25 protein-coding genes and 1 riboswitch are annotated in these 20,892 nt (G+C 35.8%); of the genes, 9 read left to right on the top strand and 16 right to left on the bottom strand.

Going from position 1 to position 20,892, the window contains the following annotated elements:
• Positions 1 to 18 precede the first annotated feature (18 nt).
• The 5 genes from ACGH46_RS03220 to coaA form a co-directional block, all read right to left on the bottom strand.
• Positions 19 to 702 carry a 7-cyano-7-deazaguanine/7-aminomethyl-7-deazaguanine transporter gene (locus ACGH46_RS03220; RefSeq protein ID WP_267351431.1) on the bottom strand — a complete coding sequence of 228 codons (684 nt, stop codon included), beginning with the start codon at positions 700 to 702 and terminating at the stop codon, positions 19 to 21.
• Positions 703 to 899: 197 nt separating this feature from the next.
• Complete coding sequence (gene queC, locus ACGH46_RS03215; RefSeq protein WP_411598814.1) at positions 900 to 1,559, bottom strand: 7-cyano-7-deazaguanine synthase QueC; 660 nt, start codon at positions 1,557 to 1,559, stop codon at positions 900 to 902.
• Between the two features lie 27 nt (positions 1,560 to 1,586).
• Complete coding sequence (queF, locus tag ACGH46_RS03210; protein ID WP_411604131.1) at positions 1,587 to 2,060, bottom strand: preQ(1) synthase; 474 nt, start codon at positions 2,058 to 2,060, stop codon at positions 1,587 to 1,589.
• Positions 2,061 to 2,062: 2 nt separating this feature from the next.
• Positions 2,063 to 2,107, bottom strand: a riboswitch (PreQ1 riboswitch).
• 241 nt (positions 2,108 to 2,348) lie between these two features.
• Positions 2,349 to 2,786, bottom strand: a complete 438-nt coding sequence (locus tag ACGH46_RS03205) for a DUF1090 domain-containing protein (protein WP_267361285.1) — start codon at positions 2,784 to 2,786, stop codon at positions 2,349 to 2,351.
• Positions 2,787 to 2,803: 17 nt separating this feature from the next.
• Positions 2,804 to 3,742: a type I pantothenate kinase gene (gene coaA, locus ACGH46_RS03200; RefSeq protein ID WP_411604128.1), complete on the bottom strand. Its 939-nt coding sequence runs from the start codon at positions 3,740 to 3,742 to the stop codon at positions 2,804 to 2,806.
• 167 nt (positions 3,743 to 3,909) lie between these two features.
• Here coaA and yihI point away from each other — a divergent pair, with 167 nt between their 5' ends.
• Positions 3,910 to 4,398, top strand: a complete 489-nt coding sequence (gene yihI / locus ACGH46_RS03195) for a Der GTPase-activating protein YihI (RefSeq protein WP_411604126.1) — start codon at positions 3,910 to 3,912, stop codon at positions 4,396 to 4,398.
• 280 nt (positions 4,399 to 4,678) lie between these two features.
• Complete coding sequence (hemN, locus tag ACGH46_RS03190) at positions 4,679 to 6,082, top strand: oxygen-independent coproporphyrinogen III oxidase (protein ID WP_411604123.1); 1,404 nt, start codon at positions 4,679 to 4,681, stop codon at positions 6,080 to 6,082.
• An 89-nt stretch (positions 6,083 to 6,171) separates the two neighbouring features.
• On the opposite strand, the gene rsmC is transcribed toward hemN, so the two are convergent.
• The gene (gene rsmC / locus ACGH46_RS03185; RefSeq protein ID WP_411604121.1) at positions 6,172 to 7,212 is read right to left on the bottom strand and encodes a 16S rRNA (guanine(1207)-N(2))-methyltransferase RsmC; all 1,041 of its coding nucleotides are present in this window, start codon (positions 7,210 to 7,212) and stop codon (positions 6,172 to 6,174) included.
• A gap of 78 nt (positions 7,213 to 7,290) precedes the next feature.
• On the opposite strand from rsmC, the gene ACGH46_RS03180 reads away from it, so the two are divergent.
• The 6 genes from ACGH46_RS03180 (at position 7,291) to cyaY (ending at position 10,585) form a co-directional block, all read left to right on the top strand.
• Positions 7,291 to 7,707, top strand: a complete 417-nt coding sequence (locus ACGH46_RS03180) for a DNA polymerase III subunit psi (RefSeq protein ID WP_411604119.1) — start codon at positions 7,291 to 7,293, stop codon at positions 7,705 to 7,707.
• Positions 7,676 to 8,140: a ribosomal protein S18-alanine N-acetyltransferase gene (gene rimI, locus ACGH46_RS03175; protein ID WP_267351416.1), complete on the top strand. Its 465-nt coding sequence runs from the start codon at positions 7,676 to 7,678 to the stop codon at positions 8,138 to 8,140. Before ACGH46_RS03180 ends, rimI begins: the two co-directional genes overlap by 32 nt.
• Positions 8,141 to 8,165: 25 nt before the next feature.
• On the top strand, positions 8,166 to 8,801 hold the full coding sequence (locus ACGH46_RS03170) for a thiamine diphosphokinase (RefSeq protein WP_411604117.1): 636 nt from the start codon (positions 8,166 to 8,168) through the stop codon (positions 8,799 to 8,801).
• 71 nt (positions 8,802 to 8,872) lie between these two features.
• A complete protein-coding gene (locus ACGH46_RS03165) occupies positions 8,873 to 9,643 on the top strand; it encodes a hypothetical protein (protein ID WP_411604114.1) in 771 nt (256 codons plus the stop codon).
• Positions 9,644 to 9,662: 19 nt separating this feature from the next.
• A complete protein-coding gene (locus tag ACGH46_RS03160; protein WP_267351411.1) occupies positions 9,663 to 10,178 on the top strand; it encodes a surface-adhesin E family protein in 516 nt (171 codons plus the stop codon).
• A 98-nt stretch (positions 10,179 to 10,276) separates the two neighbouring features.
• Positions 10,277 to 10,585 carry an iron donor protein CyaY gene (cyaY, locus tag ACGH46_RS03155; protein ID WP_267378247.1) on the top strand — a complete coding sequence of 103 codons (309 nt, stop codon included), beginning with the start codon at positions 10,277 to 10,279 and terminating at the stop codon, positions 10,583 to 10,585.
• A gap of 89 nt (positions 10,586 to 10,674) precedes the next feature.
• Here cyaY and uvrD read toward each other — a convergent pair whose 3' ends face one another.
• The 7 genes from uvrD to lptM form a co-directional block, all read right to left on the bottom strand.
• Complete coding sequence (gene uvrD / locus ACGH46_RS03150; RefSeq protein ID WP_411604112.1) at positions 10,675 to 12,903, bottom strand: DNA helicase II; 2,229 nt, start codon at positions 12,901 to 12,903, stop codon at positions 10,675 to 10,677.
• A gap of 190 nt (positions 12,904 to 13,093) precedes the next feature.
• Positions 13,094 to 13,807 carry a 5-amino-6-(5-phospho-D-ribitylamino)uracil phosphatase YigB gene (gene yigB / locus ACGH46_RS03145; protein ID WP_267361267.1) on the bottom strand — a complete coding sequence of 238 codons (714 nt, stop codon included), beginning with the start codon at positions 13,805 to 13,807 and terminating at the stop codon, positions 13,094 to 13,096.
• Positions 13,807 to 14,730, bottom strand: a complete 924-nt coding sequence (gene xerC / locus ACGH46_RS03140) for a tyrosine recombinase XerC (RefSeq protein WP_065559259.1) — start codon at positions 14,728 to 14,730, stop codon at positions 13,807 to 13,809. The genes yigB and xerC overlap by 1 nt, the downstream gene beginning before the upstream one ends.
• 9 nt (positions 14,731 to 14,739) lie before the next feature.
• Complete coding sequence (locus ACGH46_RS03135; protein WP_267361265.1) at positions 14,740 to 15,474, bottom strand: DUF484 domain-containing protein; 735 nt, start codon at positions 15,472 to 15,474, stop codon at positions 14,740 to 14,742.
• A 118-nt stretch (positions 15,475 to 15,592) separates the two neighbouring features.
• Positions 15,593 to 16,417 carry a diaminopimelate epimerase gene (gene dapF, locus ACGH46_RS03130; RefSeq protein ID WP_267351401.1) on the bottom strand — a complete coding sequence of 275 codons (825 nt, stop codon included), beginning with the start codon at positions 16,415 to 16,417 and terminating at the stop codon, positions 15,593 to 15,595.
• 142 nt (positions 16,418 to 16,559) lie between these two features.
• The gene (gene lysA / locus ACGH46_RS03125; RefSeq protein WP_411604111.1) at positions 16,560 to 17,813 is read right to left on the bottom strand and encodes a diaminopimelate decarboxylase; all 1,254 of its coding nucleotides are present in this window, start codon (positions 17,811 to 17,813) and stop codon (positions 16,560 to 16,562) included.
• A gap of 15 nt (positions 17,814 to 17,828) precedes the next feature.
• A complete protein-coding gene (gene lptM / locus ACGH46_RS03120; RefSeq protein ID WP_411604109.1) occupies positions 17,829 to 17,996 on the bottom strand; it encodes an LPS translocon maturation chaperone LptM in 168 nt (55 codons plus the stop codon).
• Between the two features lie 170 nt (positions 17,997 to 18,166).
• Here lptM and ACGH46_RS03115 point away from each other — a divergent pair, with 170 nt between their 5' ends.
• A complete protein-coding gene (locus tag ACGH46_RS03115; RefSeq protein WP_220216805.1) occupies positions 18,167 to 18,502 on the top strand; it encodes a zinc ribbon domain-containing protein YjdM in 336 nt (111 codons plus the stop codon).
• A gap of 66 nt (positions 18,503 to 18,568) precedes the next feature.
• Here ACGH46_RS03115 and ACGH46_RS03110 read toward each other — a convergent pair whose 3' ends face one another.
• The 3 genes from ACGH46_RS03110 to ACGH46_RS03100 form a co-directional block, all read right to left on the bottom strand.
• Positions 18,569 to 19,465 (bottom strand): L-ribulose-5-phosphate 3-epimerase, encoded by an 897-nt coding sequence (locus ACGH46_RS03110; RefSeq protein ID WP_411604106.1) that lies wholly within the window; start codon positions 19,463 to 19,465, stop codon positions 18,569 to 18,571.
• Between the two features lie 67 nt (positions 19,466 to 19,532).
• Positions 19,533 to 20,177 (bottom strand): 3-keto-L-gulonate-6-phosphate decarboxylase UlaD, encoded by a 645-nt coding sequence (locus ACGH46_RS03105; protein ID WP_267361259.1) that lies wholly within the window; start codon positions 20,175 to 20,177, stop codon positions 19,533 to 19,535.
• 19 nt (positions 20,178 to 20,196) lie between these two features.
• Positions 20,197 to 20,889 carry an L-ribulose-5-phosphate 4-epimerase gene (locus ACGH46_RS03100; RefSeq protein WP_220216802.1) on the bottom strand — a complete coding sequence of 231 codons (693 nt, stop codon included), beginning with the start codon at positions 20,887 to 20,889 and terminating at the stop codon, positions 20,197 to 20,199.
• Positions 20,890 to 20,892: the final 3 nt, after the last annotated feature.

The raw sequence follows: 20,892 nt of genomic DNA, 5'->3' as shown, positions 1-20,892 counted from the left end.
TTACAAAAGCGAACAAAATTATGAATTGGCGCTAGCTAACGTCATTAATCTTTTCATTAAAAAATTTAAAATAACACCATAAAGGGGTAAGAAGAATAATCCACAAATTAAAATTTTAAAGCTATAGTCAATCGAGGCTATTTCGATCCAATGATTCGCCATAAATTCGTCGTTACTTTGATAAAAGGCAATAGCAAAAAAGACAATAGTATCAATACCATTACCTAATACCGCTGACGCCGAAGGCGCAACCCACCACGCTTTATTTTTTCGTAAATAATTAAACACGGTAATATCCATCAGTTGCCCAACCAAATAAGCAGCAAAACTGGCTAATGCAATACGAAAGACAAAACTGTTAAAATCACACAACGCTGAAAATCCCATCCAATGCCCTTCGAAAAATACAACCGAAATAGAATAAGAAAACAGTAAGGCCGGTATCATGACAACAAAGATAATTTTTCTGGCAAGGCTGGCACCAAATACCCGAATGGTTAAATCGGTGGTTAAAAAGATAAATGGAAAGGTAAATGCTCCCCATGTGGTATGAAAACCGAAGATATCAAACGGGATTTGTACCAAATAATTGCTTGATGCAATAACTAAGATATGAAAAAAAGAGAGCCAACAAAGTGCTTTACGCTGCTGAGCTGGAGTAAATTTTTTCTGTAATGAGTCTGAGTGAATATTCAAATACATATTCGTTTCCTTTTTTGAATGGGGTGAGAGAACCCATGATGTTTAACATAAAAATAATGTAATTAAGGTTAAAAATGTCGGATTACCTGAATTTAATTACATCGATATTTAATATTGTTAACTTGTTATACAAAAATACTTTTTATACAAAATAATCGTTGATGATTTGCCTGCGTCCATTTAACCGCCAGACACGACTATTTTGTGACATCGGTTAAATATTGATTTAACCCTTTTTCACGTAGCTCACAACTTGGGCACTGACCACATCCGCCGTCAACCCCGTAATAACAAGTGTGAGTGTGTTGTCGAATATAATCAAGATAACCGAGTTTATCAGCCATTTCCCATGTTTGCGCTTTAGTCAGATACATTAAAGGGGTGATGATGTTAAACGTGTAATCCAAGGCTAAATTCATCGATACATTCATGGATTTAATAAAGATATCTCGACAATCCGGATAACCACTAAAATCAGTTTCACATACGCCAATAATAATATCTTGAATAGCGTGTTGTTTGGCATAACACCCCGCTAACAATAAAAATAGCATATTACGCCCGTCAACAAAGGTATTCGGATAATTCCCTTCTTGAGCGGCTTTGATTTCTTGTGAGTCATCAATCAAGGCATTATTGGTCGTTTGTTTGATCACTGAAGTATCAATGAGGGTTTGCTTTACACCAAGGTCGTCAGCAATCCATTTGGCTTTTTCAAGCTCAATGGCATGTCGTTGACCGTATTGAAAGCTGATTGTTTCAACGTTTTCACGTCCATAATCAGCAATGGCTTGCAGCAGGCAAGTGGTCGAATCTTGCCCACCCGAAAATATCACAAGTGCTTTACGATGTTGCATTAAAAAATTCCTGTTAGGCTGATGAGATTAGCGATTATCGACTTTTTCAGGATAAAGATCGTGATTAGCTAAACGATTAAGCGCAATTTGTTCCCAGTGAGTACCGGTTTTACCGTAATTAGCATAAGGATCAATAGAAATACCACCTCGAGGCGTAAACTTACCCCAGACTTCGATGTATTTGGGATCCATTAATTTAATCAGATCTTTCATGATGATATTAATGCAATCTTCATGATAATCACCATGATTACGGAAGCTGAACATATAAAGCTTAAGTGATTTACTTTCGACCATTTTGATATTCGGTACATACGAAATGTAGATCGTTGCAAAATCAGGTTGACCGGTGATAGGACAAAGACTGGTAAATTCCGGACAATTGAATTTTACAAAATAGTCATTATCAGGATGTTTATTATCAAAGGTTTCCAGAATTTCTGGACAATAAGTTGTAGGATAGCGAACAGACTGATCGCCTAGTAGTGTAACGTTACTCATAATTTTCCTTAGTTTTTTTGCGTGGGAGGTTTACGAACCACGTGATAAGGCGCACACCTTACCTTTTTTTGTGATAAAAGTCTAGCCTATTGCTTAATCACTTAGCATAACGGCGTTAAACGCTAAGTTAACTTAATTTGCTTGAAAATAGGGTCATTTTGGTTAGACAATAGCAATGCGTGTTGAATAAGAAAGTTGTCATCATCAACGGGATAACTCACAACGTTATCACTATTTTGATGATGACAAATTTGGAGGATAATCTTAATAAAAGCTAAAAATTAAGATTTATTTCGATTTCACTGCTTTGTAGAAGTTGTCCAATTTATCTTTAGCTTCCGCAAGTTCTTTTTCAGCATCATTTAATTTTGCGGTTTTTTCGGCAATTTTTTGGTTATCACCTTTGAGTTTTGCCTCTGCTAAATCTTTTTGCCTTTCTGCCACTTTTTCAGTCTTATCAGTAATATTCTTTTTGTATTCGGCTTCTAAATTATCATCTTTACAATGCATTTTGACATTTAACAATGCTTTTTCTAATCCTTGAACACGTTCAACATTATCTGTTTTTTGAGCTTCAGTAATTTGTGCTTCAATTGCCTCTTTTTTGCCGGCACAGGTTTGCCCTTCATGATCATCAACGTTTGCGGCACAAACACCTAATGTAAGGGTTGTTAAAAAAGAAAGCAGTGTTAATTTACTTACAGACGACTTAATTGTTGATTTCATAATAATTCCTCTTAAGTTTATTTTCTTAATTGAACACAATCGACTTTATGGTTTTTGCCTTTCGTTAATATTAAACTTGCTCGCTCTCTTGTCGGTAAAATGTTTTCGATCAAATTTAATTCATTGATTTCTCGCCAAAGACGATTAGCGATATTTATCGCTTCTTGCTCTGGAAGCTGTGAATAGTGATTAAAATATGAGTTAGGATCACTAAAGGCGCCAGCTCGAAATTTTAAAAAACGATTCACATACCAATCATGTAGAAGCGACAAATCTGCATCAACATAGATCGAAAAATCAACATAATCTGAAACAAAGACTCGGTTGGTATTTTGTGTAAAATTTAAGGTTCCTTGTAATACGTTTAATCCTTCTAAAATGAGAATATCAGGACTATCTATAACGATTTCTTCATTATCAACAATATCATAAACCAGATGTGAATAGACGGGTGCTTTAACTTGAGATTGACCTGATTTTACATCAGCAACAAAATTGATCAACCTTTTAATATCATAAGATTGTGGAAAGCCTTTTTTGTTCATCATGCCACGCTCTTCAAGATATTTATTAGGATATAAAAAACCATCCGTGGTGACTAATGCAACTTTTCGATGTTCAGGCCAACGACTTAATAGTGCTTGTAAAACACGTGCAGTCGTACTTTTACCTACTGCTACACTCCCTGCTATACCGATAACGTAAGGGATTTTTTGGGTTTTACCTAAAAATTTAGCAAGAACAGCCTGACGGCTAAAACTATTATTAATATAATAGTTGAGCAATCGGGATAAGGGTAAGTAAATTTCGCTGACTTCATCTATGGACAAATCTTCATTAATCCCTTGCAATGAGGTCAGTTCTTCAGGGGTTAATGTCATGGGTTCAGCATTACGCAAACTAGCCCATTCTTGGCGGCTAAATTGCATATAGGGACTAAGATGATTTTTCATCATGTCGTGTTCTCAAATTCCATCTATTTAAATTGATTGGGTTAAGATTATACATAAATCTTAACTTTTACAATCATAAATTAGCATTAATGCATGATCGTAGCTATATTGAAGACTTACTGATAAAATAGCCTAAATAAATATTTGTCCTAATATTAAACAGAGATTATATGTTAAAAACCAAATCGAAACAAAAACCGAAAAAAACCCGTCAAGAGATTAATGAAGAATCTTGGGCACTCAAGCGAAAACGCAAACATAAAGGCTTACCAAGTGGTTCTCGTTTCAATAATGAAACCAAAAAAAATAAACCAACTGCTAAAACCGTTAAAGATCCGCGCATTGGTAGTAAAAAACCGATTTCGTTAATTGTTGATGAATCAGTGAAATCGACCAATAAAATCAAACAACCGAAAACGCAAAAATTAGTTTTATCACCCGAGCAAGAATTGGAACAACTGGAAAACGATCCTAAATTAGAGCAATTACTTGATTTAGTCGAAAGTGGAAGCCAATTAACAAAAGAGCAACAAACATATCTCGATACTAAATTAAATCGTATCGATGAATTGATGCAGCAACTCGGTTATAGTGTTGATGATTTTGAAGATGAAGAAGAGAAACAAGAAGATATTGTAAGTTTATTGAAACGTAATTGACGTCATATCTGAACAAATTTACATTAATTTATTGTGATATATAATGCAATGAATTTGTGATAGTTTGGCTGTTAAAATATCAACATCAATCTGTTCCGTCGACTGAATGTACAATCAAATATTCAATAATGAGAGCCAATCATTATGCCTATGTTAATCATGCTTAGTTTATATATTGGACTATTTATTTGTACTTTACTCTATCTTCGAAAAACGAATCGGATTAAATTTCGTGTTAAGGCAAAACAGAAAACGATTTTAAAAGGTCATGGAAAAAGTCATGTCAAAGACAAAATTAGACGAAAATAATAGCTTAGCAGAAGCACAATTGTGGGATCAAAGTTTAATTGAAAAATACAATTATTCAGGCCCACGCTATACTTCTTATCCTACTGCGTTAGAGTTTAATGAAAATTTTAGCCAACAAGACTTTATCTTGTCCGCCACCCGCTTTGCGGATAGACCTTTATCGCTTTATGTTCATATCCCATTTTGCCATAAACTTTGTTATTTTTGTGGGTGTAATAAACTGGTTACCCGACAAACCCAAAAAGTCACCCAATACTTAGATATACTGGAACGGGAAATAGCTTCACGTTCTCAGTTATTTAAAGATCGCACCGTCACTCAAATGCATTGGGGAGGCGGTACACCGACTTTTTTAACGCATGACGAGATTACTCGACTAATTACCTCGTTAAAAAAGCACTTCCATTTTGATACCCACGCTGAACTTTCAATCGAAATCGATCCAAGGGAAATTACCCCACAAACTATCGATCATCTAGCCAACTTGGGCTTTAATCGATTAAGTATGGGGATTCAGGATTTTAATCATGAAATACAGAATTTAATCAATCGTGAACAAGATGAACAACTCATTCGATCCTTGATCCTTCAAGCAAGAAAAAACCGTTTTCATTCTATCAGTTTAGATCTTATTTATGGATTACCTAAACAAACGGTTGACAGTTTTACCGAAACATTGGATAAAGTGATTGATATCTCACCCGATCGTTTAAGTGTCTTTAATTATGCCCATTTACCTAGCCGATTTGCAGCACAACGCAAAATTAAAGACCACGATTTACCTAATGCTCATGCAAAATTACAGATTTTACAGACCAGTATTCAAAAATTAACCCAAGCAGGGTATCGCTTTATTGGTATGGATCATTTTGCAAAACCGACTGACGAACTGGCAATTGCCCAGCAGCAAAATAAATTACATCGAAATTTCCAAGGTTATACCACCCAAGGAGAGGCAGATTTATTAGGGCTTGGCGTATCAGCAATTAGTATGCTGGGTGATAGTTATGCACAAAATCAGAAAGATCTTAAACTTTATCAACAACAAGTTGAATTAAGTGGTAATGGTTTATGGAAAGGGTTTTCCTTAAAGGAAGATGATAAAATTCGTCGTGATGTGATAAAACAGCTTATTTGTCATTTCTATTTAGATAAACAAGCGATTGAACAGCAGTATCAAATCCGATTCGATCACTACTTTAACGAAGATTTAACCTTGCTTGACCCATTAGTCAAAGATGGATTAGTCACAGTAACAGACGATGCCATTATCGTTAATCCTAAAGGTCATTTGCTTATCCGTAATATTTGCATGTGTTTTGATAGCTATATGAGACAACAAGCACGGCAACAGCAGTTTTCAAGGGTGATTTAGTCACTAGTCAAACCGCCCTCTTTCGATGATGTATTAAAGGCAAAGTTACGGTAAAAACCGTAACTTTTTTTCTTGTGTGGAATTATCAGTTAATGACAAGCTAAATAAACTCTAAATTTGGTTGTTTGTGCAATGACTTCAACACTTTTGAAGGTTTCGTCTAAAATAGCTTGATAAGGTAAAAATGAGTTTGCCACAATACAAAGGTAACCATTTAGTTTTAAGTGTTTTTTCGCTTCTTTAATCAGTGTGTTTACTGCCGTATAACTGGTTTCTTTACCGTCATGAAAAGGGGGGTTAGACACAATAAGATGATATTTATCATTAATATTTGAAAATACATCGCTGGCAACAACTGTTGCATCAATATGATTGGCAATTAACGTAGCTTTACTTGATTCAATGGCAGCAACGCTAACATCAGACAAAGTAAGATTGATTTCAGGATACAATTTACCCAATACGGTTGATAACACTCCTGCTCCGCATCCTACATCTAATACATTACCTTTAATAATATCAGCATGATCAACTAATGCATTTAATAGCAGTTCACTTCCGGCATCTAATCCTTTTTGACTAAATACGCCCGGTAAACTCTTAATCTCAATATCTTGATCTTCAATGGATAAATGATAATTTAACCACCATTCACTAAGATCAAATGCCAAACGACTTTCAGCTTGAAAATGATACAAACCACAACGCCTTGCGCTGTCAATTTTTTGGATGACACCAAAATCAGCGAGAAGCGACTCAACACTTTTCACCCCCGTTCGATTTTCACCAACAATAAAGATATCACTATCTTTTGGCATATTATTTAATAGATAAGAGAGCTGAAATTGGGCTTCGCTTTTTGTTTTTGGCCAATAATAGATTAACGTATCCATGCCGTTATAAAAATCTTTATCAGGCAGAAGAGAAAAATCGATTTCAGTGCCCTTGCGACTATTTTTTAGACGCAAATAGGTATGAAATTGTGAGCAGTGAATTTTAACTTGATTAGTCGCAATAACAATAGGATAACTATCTTGAATATCACCAGCAATAATAACTTTTTTATCGCTAAAAAATGTTTGATGACGTTCAAGTACTTGACTTGCAGGAGTAAAAGCGGATGTTGCCATAATGCCTCAATGAAAAACCTTTATAAATTGATGCGATGATTATACAATTAACCATCTTTAATCTCTAATAAAAACCGAATGTCGATAATGTCAAAACGTGATTGGTACTTACAACAATGCAATATTACGCAATATGTGTTGCGTAAAGCAAATGTTTTTAAAGGTGAAGTGGTAAACCATATTGACGATGAAATTCGTTTAATTGTTGTCGCTGAGCAAAAACCCACGCAAAAAATTTATTTTGATATTTTAAATGCCATTCGCCTTAATCAAGAGCAGGTACTTTTTTTAACGCCTTCACAATTAATCATCCCCTCCGATGATATTGATAAGGTTATATGGTTTATTGACATAAATCCTGATGAATCTTGGAAACGTGCATTAACGATTCAAACAACGGATTTAATTTCTTTAGCTAAAGCTCCACAACAAAAACGCCAACTTTGGCAACAATTATGCGAATATGAAAACTATTTCCACCCTGACCGACAATGATTTACCCGATGCTTTTGAGTTAGAACAACAATGCCACTTGATTCCTTGGTCAAAGCAGACGTTCTATTCAAATCAAGGCGATCATTATTACAATCTTAAATTGACTATCGATAACCGTATAGTTGGTTTTTGTATTTGTCAAATGGTTGCAGACGAAGCTAATTTGTTCAATATCGCTATTCATCCAAAATACCGACAACAAGGGCTTGCTAAGGCGTTACTGAATCATTTAATTGATCACCTGACTAGCATCGATCACCCGATTGCGATTTCCACATTGTGGTTAGAAGTAAGAAGATCAAATACACCCGCAATCGAACTTTATCATTCCCTTGGTTTTAACCAAATTACCGTTAGGAAAAACTATTATCCAACAACCAATGGCAAACACGAAGATGCAATTATTATGGCTTACACATTAACCTTATCATAACGATAAATTACAGAAGGAATAATCAATGATAGCTAATCGGGCTCTACTTTTTGTCAATGGTGAACCGCCACATCACTTTCCAAGTGATTTAACCGGCTATCATTATGTTGCTTGTACTGACGGCGCTTATCATAATTACTTAGCCTCAACCGCTATCATACCGGATTTTATTATTGGCGATTTAGACAGTTACCATCACACTATGGCTGTGCCAGACAAAATTCAAATAATACAAACTCCCGATCAAAATAAAACTGACTTTGAGAAAGCTATCATTTTTTTAGCAGATAAAGGGATTCAACACTTTGATATTTATGGGGCAACTGGACATGCTAGCGACCATTTTTTAGGTAATTTATCGGTAGCGTTGCAGTATCATTCACAATATCAAATCACTTTTTATGATAATTACGGCCACTTCTTTTTTGCCAAAAACTATCAAGAAATCGTTAATATCAACAATCATATAGTCTCTTTTATGCCATTTTGTGAAGTGACGGACTTGACCATTACAGGCGTGCAGTATCCTTTAGTCAATCAAACGCTCACTTTTGGGAAATTTATTAGCGTACGCAATAAAGCCATATCAGATTTAGTTAAAATTACTTTTCAACAAGGTAATTTAATCATTTTCATTGAAGATTTTAGTAGTAAACATTGACGGCGTGATTTACAATAATTTACAATATCATTATACTTTTTTAATAAAAAGATTACCAAAAGGACATCACCATGCTTTTAAAAAAACTTTCTGTGCTTGTGAGTACATTATTGATATCTTGCATGGCTTTTTCTGCTCAAAATCAACAAGATATCAATAAAACTGACAAAATAATGAAAGCTTTTTTAGCATGTGATAATCAATTTTTTAAGCAACTCGCTTTATACAAAGATGATTTTAATCAATATGTTGACTTAGCCACTGCCGATAATGTGACCTATATTCCTGTCGAATCTATCGAAAGTCATGATAAAAACAAAGTGATGTTTAAAAAACCGTTTCAATATCGTGGGTTAACCATTTCGGGTTATCAAAATGTCTACCTTACCACCACCGCATCAGGCCAATTTTATTACTGGGGATTTATTGTTGATAATGCCATTGACGATGTAAAAAACGCATTAGATACTCTCCATTGGTCTAAATTCAATGCACAAATTTATACTGCAAATACTAAAATTTTTGATACCCAATCTCATTCTCCTAATTGGCAGGATAATCCTTATTCTATAGACGGTGTGCTTCCTAAAATTGGCACTATTGAAAAATCACTTTATTTAGAACCGATTTCTGACAAACAAAGCTTGTTGTCGTGCTCAATTCAAGGTGATGTAGACAAACAGATTCTTTATGTTACAAGACCAGATATAAAACCAATTTTGAAAAAAATGGAACTTGAACGTAAACAGAAGTTAAAACTAGATAATAAACAGAAAGAAATAGAACAAAAAAGACAATTTCAACCTCAAGTTAAGCCTAACCAAAGCTTAAAAAATAATTAAAAAATGGAGATGAAATTTAATGAAAAAATTAGGAATACTGTTATTTCTTTTTTCTTTTTCTGTATTAAGCCTTCAGGGAGTAACAAAAAATAAAACGGAGGTGAATAAAGTTGACTTTAATAAAGAGTATCAAAAATTAAAAGACGCCAGTATTGGAGAGCAATTTATTTCAATCAATAAAAGTTATGAAAGAGATTCGGTCGGTTACACTTTTATAGATAAAAATTCGGTCAGATTGCATCCGTATAATAAAAACATTCGTCAATTTAATAAAGTAACTAATTATATACCTTCTCTTAACTATGAACAGATTAATGGGAATAAAGTACCTTATCATTCAATGGTTATCCAAGAATTTGCGAATTGCGATAAAATGGAAATTGCCGAAGGCAAGATACAAATTTATGCAAACTATTTTGGTGACGGTAAATTGATTTCTGAAAATCAGTTAGTAAACCGTTGGGTTGCAACCAATCCAGGAACTGATATGCGGGTGTTACTGGTTATTGCCTGCTCGTTACCCCTTGTGAATTAGTCACAAACTTTGTGCATTGCATTTAGGCGTACGGTAGCGAAAAATAGACGTTTATGCTAATATTCTGGCATTATTTTTAACGAATTGATGACAATGAAATGAATATTACGCAATTTCACATTCTAACAGAACAATTATTTAATAGTGTTGAACTTTTTTTAGATAACTACGCTCAAGAACATGATGTCGATATTGATTATGAAACTAATGGTAATGTGATTACAATCAGCTTTCCAAATGGCAGCAAAATCATTGTCAATACTCAAGAGCCGCTTTATCAAGTTTGGTTAGCAACCTCAAAACAGGGTTATCATTTTGATTATCATGATCAGCAGTGGATATGTAACCGAAGTGATCAAACCTTTGACACGATTTTTTCTGAAGCAGTAAAAGAACAAGCAAGCTAATTAAATAAGCAGTTAAAAAAGGGATCTTACAATACTTTATTAAGATCCCTTTTCAGGTTCAAACAATATTCATTTTTTTGCAGGTATAATCAAAGTAGGGTTAAATTGGCTAATTTAATCACTAACCATTTGATTCCTTCGTTAACAAATGCGATTTGAACGCGTCGATGATCCCCTTCACCATCAAGATTGATTATTGTGCCTTCACCAAAACGATGATGTTTAACTTTTCTGCCTAATGTATAACCATCACTTTCACGACTTTTATCCAGATAAGATTGTCTACGATTTTGCTGAAATTGCTTTTCTTGACTTAGATTATCTAATTTGCCTTCAGGAGGCGCAAAGAATCCCCGATAGCTAATTTCGTTTAACCTGTCGACTGGCAATTCAGCTAAAAAGCGAGAAGGTAAATTACGCTCTTCACGACCATAAAGGCGTCTTAACTCGCATAGCGATAAGGTTAAATGCTTGCGTGCTCGTGTTATACCAACATAAGCAAGGCGTCTTTCTTCTTCCATTCTGTCGATTTCTAGTGCTGAACGTTGCGCCGGAAACAGTCCTTCTTCAAGACCGACAATGAAAACATTATCAAATTCAAGTCCTTTTGCGGCATGTAATGTCATCAATTGGACTGAATCTTGTTCTTTTAGCACGTCTCGACTTTCTAACGAAGTATAAGCTAAAAATGATTCAAGCACGGTTAAGGTCTGACCGGTTTCACTATCTTCAATCACGGTATTTTCATTATTACGATAAAACTGTTCAGCCGCCGACACTAACTCTTCAAGATTTTCAAGTCGAGATTGTCCTTTAATGCCTGGCTCTTGCTCATACATTTGTTGAATTCCAGACGATTTTATCAGGATATCGAGTTGTTGATAAAACGGCATTTGCGCAACTTCATCATAAATTGATCCCATAAGTTCAAGAAAACGACTTACTCCAGATCGCTGCCGTTCGGTTAATCCATTCATTTGAATTAACATTAAACACGCATTCCATAATGAAATATTATTTTGTTTGGCTGTTAATCTGATTTTATCAAGGGTCACATTACCAATACCCCGCGTTGGCGTATTCACCGTTGCTTCAAATACCATATCGTTATCGTGATCATGCAAAAGCCGTAAATACGCAAGTGCTAATTTGACTTCTTGCCGCTCATAAAACCGGATCGAACCATAGATCTGGTAAGGTAACCCAGCTTGTAATAACGTGTCTTCAAACAGTCGGGACTGCACATTATTGCGATATAAAATGGCACAACTGGAATATTTTTCACCAGCATCATGATATTTTTTTATCTGCCCAATAACAAATCTGGCTTCATCAATATCATTGAAACCAACATAAAGAGAAATCTTTTCGCCTTCATTGCGATCTGTCCACAAATTCTTACCTAATCGATTCTGATTTTTAGCAATAAGTTGATTAGCGGCATCTAAAATCGTACTGGTTGAACGATAATTTTGCTCTAATCGAATAATTTCAGTTTCGGGAAAATCATGAATAAAGAGTTGTAAATTATCGGCATTTGCACCACGCCAACTATAGATTGATTGGTCATCATCGCCAACAATCATGACATTCGCCGTCGTGCCCGCTAATTTTTTTACTAAAGAATATTGTATATGATTCGTATCTTGGAATTCATCAATTAAAATATTTGAAAAACGATGTTGGCAGTAACTTAATACATCTTTGTCACTGCACAATAATTCATAAGCACGTAAAATAAGCTCCGAAAAATCAACATAGCCTACTCTGTCACAAATCGCTTGATAGTCATTGTAGATAGTCTGCCACATTATCTGTTTAGGATCTTCAGGTATCAAATCTTTAGCGCGTAAGCCTTTCTCTTTTTGATTAGAGATAAAACTTGCACACTCTTTTGCCGACCACTGTTTTTCGTCAATTTTTAATTCACGAAAAATCCGTTTGATCAGACGAATCTGATCTTCCGTATCGATCAATTGAAAATTGGATGGGAGTTTAGCTTGCTGAGAGAACATGCGTAATAAACGATGCGTTAACCCATGAAATGTTCCAACCCACATACCATTAAAATAACCTTCACCAATCAGATGCTGTATACGCTCTTGCATTTCAGCCGCAGCTTTATTGGTGAAAGTGACGGCAAATATGGAATGAGGCGAATAATGTTTTTCCATACAGAGCCATGCAATACGGTGAACTAATACCCGTGTTTTACCACTGCCAGCCCCTGCAAGAACAATAGTGTATTGATTATCAGTGGTCACCGCATCTTTCTGCTCGGTATTGAGGTCGTTTAATAATGATTGTCTGTTTTCCATTATGTTAAAACCTGTTGTCATCATAGCAATTATTGATAGGTTTTGAATTTAAACCTAGTATCAATCAATTCTTTTCAGTTAATCTGTCGTGTTTAGGTTGTCATCAAAAAGGATGTAAAGATAGGCGTTTTTTAAAGCAATTGATGATGATCGTGTAGCTTACTGTCTATTTATACATATTTAAAATAAATTATAGCAGATTATCCAGTTCTGATAAATGATTGATTTCAATATGTGGTAAACATTTGGCATCAGCAAGATGATAAATATCTTGACCATAAATATTAATCCAACAAGCTAATAAACCATTATTTACTGCGCCGTTAACATCTGTTAATAGATTATCACCGATATGTAAAACGTGCTTTGCTGGTACGGCTAACTTGTTAACTGCCAAATCGAATATCTCAGGAAAAGGTTTAGAACGACCATCCGCCCCACCTCGCAGCGAAAATTGAAAGTAATCTCCTAATCCTATTTTATGAATATCCACATTGCCATTTGTGATCACCGCTAAGGGTATTTTACTGGCAAGTGTTGCCAATAATTGATGCGTCGATTCAGTGATTTGCATTTTATGACGCCAAAAGTTAAAGCACGCCATAGATTGCTGAACGATATCATCAATGTTAAATGTGGATACACCCATTTTAAGGAGTAGAGATTTAATCGTTTCGATTCGCCAAATAACCACATCGTGATAGATTTCGGGATTTAGGGCTAATACCTGTTGTTTTTCATTATGAAGATCTGACAAGGTGATATTTTTTAGCTGTTCATGTTGTCTTAAAGACTTGATGATTTCATCTTCAGCTTTTTCAACAATCATGCTGTTGTCATATAACGTATCATCAAGATCAAATGTCATTGCTTGAATGCGGTTAATTGATCGGTAAAAACGCATTACTTTCTTCCTCTTTTTGCTCTTGGATGCGTCGAATCATAAACATCAGATAAGTGTGAAAAATCAAGGTGGGTATAAACTTGAGTTGTAGACAAATCAGCATGCCCGAGTAACTCTTGTACTGCACGCAGATCTCGACTGGATTCTAACATATGCGTTGCAAAAGAGTGACGCAATTTATGCGGATGAACATGTGAACTTAATCCCTGTTTGATCCCCCACTCAGCAAATCTTTTTTCAACATTTCGTGGGGAGATTCGACGACCTAATTTTGATATAAATAAGGCATCATCTTGAGGTTCTAATAAGTTACGCATGGATAACCAGTGTTGGATCCATTTAATCGATTCTCTACCTAATGGTAATTTCCGTTCCTTATTTCCTTTCCCCATTACCCGAATTTCCCCCTCTTTTAGGTTTAATTCACGGCAATTTAGATTCACTAATTCTGACAAACGTAATCCGGATCCATACATAACTTCAAGCATTGCCCGATCACGTACAGATAAAGGATCGTTATATTCAATGTCCAGTAATTGATTTATCTCGTCAATATCAATATTTTTAGGCAGATGTTGACCGATCTTAGGATTTAAAACGCCACGAGCAGGATTTGCGCTGATCAATTGATTTTTGACCATCCAATCACAAAAGCTCCGCAATGCCGATAACCTTAATGACAAGCTTCTTGCTTGTAACCCTGCTTGTTTACTTCTACCAATTAATAAGCGCACCGCGGATGAATCGAGATCTTGCCAGTTAGCAATTTCGACTGTTTTTGCTAATTCAATAATGGCATAGAGTTGTCGACGATAATTAATTTGCGTGTTTAAACTGAGTTGTCTTTCGGATTTTAAGTAGTTTAAAAATTGCTCAACGGGTTGGGTTAATAATGATAGTTGTTCTTGATTAGACTGAATCATCATTAGTCCTTATTTTGTTCGCATAATCCACTTTTCAATCAAGATCGGTAATAACTCACTTATTTTTTCCAACAAGAGTGTCCCTTGACCTGCTTGATAATGATGTGGATTTGCACTGGTAAAAATCAAGATGCCCAAATCACCAAATTTTCCTAATAGCGATAAAGCAACTGATCCAACATAGTTATGTTCCGGTAATAAAAAATCTAATTCCGTCGAATTTAATGTACCTAAATACTGATGGCTATACTGCAAATGACGAACACGAATAAAATCAAATTGTGAAGAATTCAGCGCCAAATAGTGATAATTTGATGGCGCACTAAGTAGCCATTTATCGTCAAAAAGGTAGAGATAAGCGCCGTTCAGTCCCAATGATTTTGCCCATGAATTAAGTGACTGAATTAATTCATTGAGGTCTGAGGTTTGAATCAATTTCAGTTGAAGATCCATCAATTGGCTAAACAACTGCTCATTCGCTGTGGCATGTTCCATTAATAACGTTATTTCAGACTCAAGTTGCTTTATTTTATTTCGTTGCCTTGCCATGTGCCATTCGGGTAATGAGATGACGCCACGCACGGGATGAGGAATTTGCAAACTTTCAATCTGGTTGGCATTGCGAATAAAAAAATCAGGGTTATTGATAATATACTGACTGACCACTTCATCATTTAATTTGAGTGGTTTAGTTTGAGTTTGACTGTTTTTAGTTTTTAAATTCCGCGTGTTTTTTACAACCATAGTTAAATTCTTTATTCATTTGTTAACATTTTAAAGATAGACTCATTTAATATTCAAATATGCGAACTCGGATTTTTATTGACCCACGCTACAAATTAATTGCCAAATAAGCACTATTTTAAAAAGAGATAAAACCGTCATAAACATGTGTTGCCGGCCCCGTCATAAAAAGTGGTTGATTTTCGCCTTTCCACTCAATCAGCAACTTGCCACCGGGTAAATTGACATTCACAGTCGAATTTAACAAGCCTTGATTAATTCCTACCGCGACCGCTGCACACGCACCAGTCCCACAGGCTTGGGTTTCACCCACTCCACGTTCGAATACGCGCAAATTGATGTTATTACGATCAATAATATGCATAAATCCAATATTAGCCCGTTCAGGAAAACGTTCATGTTGCTCTAATAATGGCCCTAGCGTGCTCACTTGAGCAGTTAAGATATTATCGACTTGTATTACACAGTGTGGATTGCCCATTGAGGCAACTCCACATAAAATGGTTTGTTCTTGTGCTCTGATAATATAGGTCTTTTCTTCTTTAATCGCTTTAAAAGGTACTTTATTTGGCTCAAAAACAGGTACCCCCATGTTCACTCGAACGGTTTCATCATCGTTAACGGTTAAGACAATGTTCCCTTTCATGGTACTGACTTTTAACACGCGCTTTTTGGTCAAACCTTTCAAACGAACAAAACGCGCAAAACAACGTGCACCATTACCACATTGCTGAACTTCTGTCCCGTCCGAATTAAAAATACGATAGTGAAAATCGCTATCAGGTGAATAAGGTGGTTCAACAATCAATAGCTGATCAAACCCAATACCGGTATATCTATTAGCCAGACGCTTAATTAAATCCGGAGACAGATGAACATTTTGCGTTACCGCATCAATAACCATAAAGTCATTTCCCAGTCCATGCATTTTTGAAAAGTTCATCATCATCTACCTTTTATCATCAAAGATTACTCTATCTTGAATAATTGTTTATTGATTCGTTTGAACTAAAGAACGTCATAAACAACTTATTAAGATTCATCATTCTTGTTTAACCAGTTATAACCTATACATCAATGGATAGCTAGAAGACGTGTTCTCCACGCCATAAGTCGTCAAACGTTTCGCGTTGACGAATCAACTTATGCTGTTGTTGATCAATCAGCATCACTTCTGCTGGGCGAGGATGGCTGTTGTAATTTGAAGCCATGCTAAACCCATAAGCACCTGCGCTACATATCACGACTAAATCATCTTGTTTGACAGATAGCTCACGTTGATAAGCAAGTACATCACTTGATTCACAAATCGGCCCAACAACGTTGTATATAAAGGTTTTATCTTCCGCTTGTTGCTCTTTTTCGGGTAATATACGCATCCAAGCTTTATAAAGCGCTGGACGAATTAAATCATTCATTCCCGCATCAACTATTGCAAAATGGTTATCATCTTGATGTTTAGTGTATTCCACTTTCGTAATGAGTAAACCTGCATTAGCCACTATTGAACGCCCCGGTTCAAATATTACTTCGAGATCTGGATAATGCGCTAATTTTTTCAATAATTCAGTCACCAGTAGCGATGCCGTTGGTGGTTGCTCATCATCATAACAAACACCCAACCCGCCACCTAGATCAATATGTTGTATCTGAATATTTTCTGATTTTAATTTATCGACTAATAAAAGTATACGTTCAGCGGCATCCAAAAATGGCGATAATTCGGTGAGTTGCGAGCCGATATGACAATCAATACCAACAATGTTAATATTGGATAATGCTTTTGCTTGACGGTACACCTCAATCGCTAATTGGTAACTAATACCAAATTTGTTTTCTCGTAAACCTGTTGAAATATACGGATGCGTTTTTGCATCAACATCGGGATTAATTCTTAAAGATATAGCAGCGACTTTACCAAGACGTTTTGCAACATCATTGATTCGATACAATTCTGCTTCTGATTCTACATTGAAGCATTTTATACCTACTTGTAAGGCTCGTTCAATTTCGACAATGGATTTCGCCACGCCCGAAAAGACAACTTTTTTGGGGTCTGCGCCCGCTTTGAGTACTCGTTCTAGCTCACCTTGTGAAACAATATCAAACCCTGAGCCTAACTTAACTAACAACTGTAATACCGCTAAGTTACTATTCGCTTTGACCGCATAACAAATTAAGTGTTTACGATGAATAAGTGCATGCTTGTAAGCTAAAAACTGCTGAGTGATATAGTCAGCAGAATAGACATATAAAGGAGTACCATATTGTTTGGCTAAATCATCAATAGCAATTTGATCAGCCAATAAATGACCATTTTGATAATGCAAAAAATTCATTGTTTCTTTCCTAACTTAAGCAACTTTATGTATTATTTGTTCTTGATTCAAACTATTCATAGTTGATTGGTCTGTTTGATTATTGGATACTTCTGTAGGATGATATAAAGGCCCTTTTAGCCCACAACCCACAATAGATAGAATGAGCAAAAACATCGAAAGTAATTTTATTAATGATTTCATATAATATTCACAATATTCTAGATTTTTATGATAACGACTATATTACACGATAGCCCTTATCGTGCAAAGCGCAAATAATGAGTTTGGTAAATAACAAAGCAAAATCTAATGTCAGGAAATTTGACAATAATTATGCTATAATTAAACTTTTTAATACGACAGGAAACAAGATGGAATCAACAAATCACTGCCCTACCTGTGGATCAGAATATACTTATCCCGACGGTAATTTAATTGTCTGCTCAATGTGTGCTCATGAGTGGGATCCTAATCAAGCAACGACTGAATCATCTCAACGTGAAGTGAAAGACAGCAACGGTAATTTATTAGCGGATGGCGATGATGTGTTATTGATTAAAGACCTTAAATTAAAAGGTTCATCGACTGTGCTAAAAAAAGGGGCAAAAGCGAAAGGGATTCGTTTAGTCGACGGTGATCATGAAATTGATTGTAAAATCGATGGCATGAAAATTATGCTTAAAGCCTGTTTTGTCAAAAAAGCTTAATGCATTGAATGCTTCATCTTTTTTCATAAGATGAAGCGTTGATTCACAATCAAATCATGTTTGATTTTATATTGAATTAAATATAGGAAATCCTGCCTGTTCGCCGATTGCCTTTAATCTTTTTTGAGCTGTGATAATATTTTCTTTCCATTTATCATCTTTTGCCCACATCTCAATGACTAACGGTGCGGAATAGTTCATCATTTTAAGTGTTTTAAATATGGCCAGAAAATCAACCTCACCTTCACCAATGACAAGATCTCTAAATTGTCCAGAATAATTATTTTTCACTTTTAAGGTATCTTTCAGATGAATTTGGACGATATGATCACGACTTAACAATAATTCAGTACATGTATCGTAGTTCCAACCCGTGATATTTCCAACATCAGGATAAGCCATGAAGTAAGGGGAATTCACTTCCCGTTTTAAAATTTCAAATTTACTGAGTGAATTTAGGTAATTAGTATCCATAATTTCAACTGCCAACATTATCCCAACTTTTTCCGCTTGTTTAGCTGACCATTGCATACCTTCAATAAAACGTTGGTGAGTCTTGTTATTGGCTGGTTCATAATAGACATCATACCCTGCTAACTGAATCACTCGTATTCCAAGCTTATAAGCCAAACGAAGCGCTTTATTCATGATGTCTTTAGCTCGGTTGCGAACTGTTTCATCTGCTGAGCCAAACGGATATTTACGATGTGCACTTAAACACATTGAATGTAGTGGTATTTGATTTTGCTCACATAATCGTTTTAGTGCATAGATTTCGTCATCAGACCAATCGAGCCTTGCTCGACGCTCATCTGATTCATCTATTGATATCTCAATAAAATTAAATCCTAATGATTTTGCTTCCTGCAATTTTTGTTGCCATGAAAGTTCATTAGGCAATGCTTTTTCATAAATACCAATATGATTGGTCTGTAATGTGGGATCGATTGCAAATGTTGACATAGTTAAAACCTGCTCATATCTTTATTATTTTAAAAATGCAGTCGCCGTAACGACTGCAATCTATCACTTACCAATATTTTGCTATTTGCTCTCTTAATGCTTGAGCCGTTTTTTTACCATTTTCATTGGCAAGAGCTCGACCAGCAATGAAGGCTTTGGTTTTAATGCCAGCAAACAAGTGGATATCTTCCGGTACAATTCCCCCTGTGATTGAAAGCTCTAGTCCTAAATCTGAAAGCTGACGCATTTTAACCAAATCCTCCTCCCCCCAACCTACGCCAGCTAATTCCGCATCTCGAGAACGGTGATAAATTGCCTGTTTAATACCCAATTTACGCCAAGCTTTCGCATCTTCTAATGTCCAATGCCCATACAATTCGATTTGGATTTCGCCTTTAAACTCATCGGCGACTTTCTTACATGCTTCAACCGTGGCTATGTGCGCAGCTGCCGATACAGTTAACCAATTAGCGCCAGCAGAAAAAGCCATTTTTGCTAATATTGCTCCGCCATCGGTGGTTTTTAAATCACAGACTAAAATATGATCGGGATAAAGTTGTCGTAATGTTTTTACACTTTCCATGCCTGCCCCAAACGCAAGAATAGTGCCGACTTCAATAATGTCGACAAATCCTGACACATTTTTAGCAACATCTAATGCCGGTTTTAATTCAGTTTGGTCTAAGGCGATTTGTAATTTAGGTGCTGTCATTTTTATTTCCTTGTTCATTTTATTTTTGACCGTAATAAGCGTTTGCGCCATGTTTGCGAAAATAGTGCTTATCAGATAAGGTTTGTTGTATTTTAATGGTTTGATTGAGTTGACGAGTTGCAATTGCCATCATAGCGACTTCTTCCAGTACCACAGCATTATGTACGGCATCGATAGCATTTTTTCCCCAACAAAATGGAGCATGTCCAGAAATCACAGCGCCAGGCATGGCTTTTGGATCGACGCCTCGACGTTTGAACTCCTCAATAATGACAAGTCCTGTATTTTTTTCATAATCGGTCGCAATTTCACTATCAGTTAACCGACGAGTACAAGGTACATCACCATAAAAGTAATCGGCATGCGTTGTGCCTAAGGCTGGGATGTCTAACTCTGCTTGAGCCCAAATGGTGGCATAGCGCGAATGGGTATGGACAATGCCACCAATATTTTCAAATGCTTTATAGAGTTCAAGATGAGTGGCTGTATCACTGGACGGATTGAGTTTACCTTCTACAATTTCCCCTGTTAATGAAAGCACAACAATGTCATCTACAGTCATCGCACCGTACTCAACACCTGAAGGCTTTATGGCAATAACGCCTTTTGTGCGATCAATTTCTGATACGTTGCCCCAAGTAAAAGTAACCAGATTATATTTAGGTAACAGTAAATTAGCGTGTAAAACCCTTTCTTTTAAAGCTTGATACATAAA

Source organism: Gilliamella sp. CG22 (genome assembly GCF_046635725.1).
GTDB lineage: Bacteria > Pseudomonadota > Gammaproteobacteria > Enterobacterales > Orbaceae > Gilliamella > Gilliamella apicola_I.
This window is presented reverse-complemented; position numbering and strand designations above follow the sequence as displayed.

Coding starts and splice junctions, on each gene's coding strand:
- ACGH46_RS03220 (WP_267351431.1), bottom strand. CDS start 702: ATGTATTTGAATATTCACTCAGACTCATTACAGAAAAAATTTACTCCA.
- queC (WP_411598814.1), bottom strand. CDS start 1,559: ATGCAACATCGTAAAGCACTTGTGATATTTTCGGGTGGGCAAGATTCG.
- queF (WP_411604131.1), bottom strand. CDS start 2,060: ATGAGTAACGTTACACTACTAGGCGATCAGTCTGTTCGCTATCCTACA.
- ACGH46_RS03205 (WP_267361285.1), bottom strand. CDS start 2,786: ATGAAATCAACAATTAAGTCGTCTGTAAGTAAATTAACACTGCTTTCT.
- coaA (WP_411604128.1), bottom strand. CDS start 3,742: ATGATGAAAAATCATCTTAGTCCCTATATGCAATTTAGCCGCCAAGAA.
- yihI (WP_411604126.1), top strand. CDS start 3,910: ATGTTAAAAACCAAATCGAAACAAAAACCGAAAAAAACCCGTCAAGAG.
- hemN (WP_411604123.1), top strand. CDS start 4,679: ATGTCAAAGACAAAATTAGACGAAAATAATAGCTTAGCAGAAGCACAA.
- rsmC (WP_411604121.1), bottom strand. CDS start 7,212: ATGGCAACATCCGCTTTTACTCCTGCAAGTCAAGTACTTGAACGTCAT.
- ACGH46_RS03180 (WP_411604119.1), top strand. CDS start 7,291: ATGTCGATAATGTCAAAACGTGATTGGTACTTACAACAATGCAATATT.
- rimI (WP_267351416.1), top strand. CDS start 7,676: ATGAAAACTATTTCCACCCTGACCGACAATGATTTACCCGATGCTTTT.
- ACGH46_RS03170 (WP_411604117.1), top strand. CDS start 8,166: ATGATAGCTAATCGGGCTCTACTTTTTGTCAATGGTGAACCGCCACAT.
- ACGH46_RS03165 (WP_411604114.1), top strand. CDS start 8,873: ATGCTTTTAAAAAAACTTTCTGTGCTTGTGAGTACATTATTGATATCT.
- ACGH46_RS03160 (WP_267351411.1), top strand. CDS start 9,663: ATGAAAAAATTAGGAATACTGTTATTTCTTTTTTCTTTTTCTGTATTA.
- cyaY (WP_267378247.1), top strand. CDS start 10,277: ATGAATATTACGCAATTTCACATTCTAACAGAACAATTATTTAATAGT.
- uvrD (WP_411604112.1), bottom strand. CDS start 12,903: ATGGAAAACAGACAATCATTATTAAACGACCTCAATACCGAGCAGAAA.
- yigB (WP_267361267.1), bottom strand. CDS start 13,807: ATGCGTTTTTACCGATCAATTAACCGCATTCAAGCAATGACATTTGAT.
- xerC (WP_065559259.1), bottom strand. CDS start 14,730: ATGATTCAGTCTAATCAAGAACAACTATCATTATTAACCCAACCCGTT.
- ACGH46_RS03135 (WP_267361265.1), bottom strand. CDS start 15,474: ATGGTTGTAAAAAACACGCGGAATTTAAAAACTAAAAACAGTCAAACT.
- dapF (WP_267351401.1), bottom strand. CDS start 16,417: ATGAACTTTTCAAAAATGCATGGACTGGGAAATGACTTTATGGTTATT.
- lysA (WP_411604111.1), bottom strand. CDS start 17,813: ATGAATTTTTTGCATTATCAAAATGGTCATTTATTGGCTGATCAAATT.
- lptM (WP_411604109.1), bottom strand. CDS start 17,996: ATGAAATCATTAATAAAATTACTTTCGATGTTTTTGCTCATTCTATCT.
- ACGH46_RS03115 (WP_220216805.1), top strand. CDS start 18,167: ATGGAATCAACAAATCACTGCCCTACCTGTGGATCAGAATATACTTAT.
- ACGH46_RS03110 (WP_411604106.1), bottom strand. CDS start 19,465: ATGTCAACATTTGCAATCGATCCCACATTACAGACCAATCATATTGGT.
- ACGH46_RS03105 (WP_267361259.1), bottom strand. CDS start 20,177: ATGACAGCACCTAAATTACAAATCGCCTTAGACCAAACTGAATTAAAA.
- ACGH46_RS03100 (WP_220216802.1), bottom strand. CDS start 20,889: ATGTATCAAGCTTTAAAAGAAAGGGTTTTACACGCTAATTTACTGTTA.